Source organism: Desulforhopalus vacuolatus (assembly GCF_016918505.1).
Classification (GTDB): domain Bacteria; phylum Desulfobacterota; class Desulfobulbia; order Desulfobulbales; family Desulfocapsaceae; genus Desulforhopalus; species Desulforhopalus vacuolatus.
The window spans coordinates 1-382 of sequence record NZ_JAFFPZ010000139.1 but is presented as its reverse complement, the minus strand read 5'-3'; the positions used below and the strand labels follow the sequence as shown (position 1 = coordinate 382).

General features: G+C 46.3%; 1 protein-coding gene. It reads left to right on the top strand.

What is annotated here, in order from left to right; all coding sequences use genetic code 11:
• Window positions 1-248: 248 nt before the first annotated feature.
• Window positions 249-382, top strand: a 134-nt coding sequence (locus JWG39_RS17315) for a DUF2989 domain-containing protein (protein ID WP_205220471.1), incomplete at its 3' end; no start/stop codon positions are given.

Genomic DNA, 382 nt, shown 5'->3' with positions numbered 1-382 from the left:
AAGTAAAAACCGAGCAAAGCTTCCGCGTCCTGCTCACGCCCCTTACCTACATCCATGTAGGCAACAAAGAGTAAATCGCCCCTAGGCAGAACCCGAAGGGCAGCGCCTGTTTGGCATTGATGCTACGTTATCGCCTATTTATGGGGAACAACCACACCACATAGGCTCTGCCTTGTCTCAATACCAAAAAGACTGCTGCAAATTCAACCTTGAAAGGTCAACAGACCCTAATAATTTGAGAGACTCGGATGGCTTTTAAGCGCATAACCCTCGCCTTTGCAATTTTGCTTACAGGCTGTGAAGAATCTTTAACCGTTGAAGGTATTTGCGTTCAATCGCCGGCCATATGTAGTGATCTTAACCAAGATAGTCACTGTAAAGC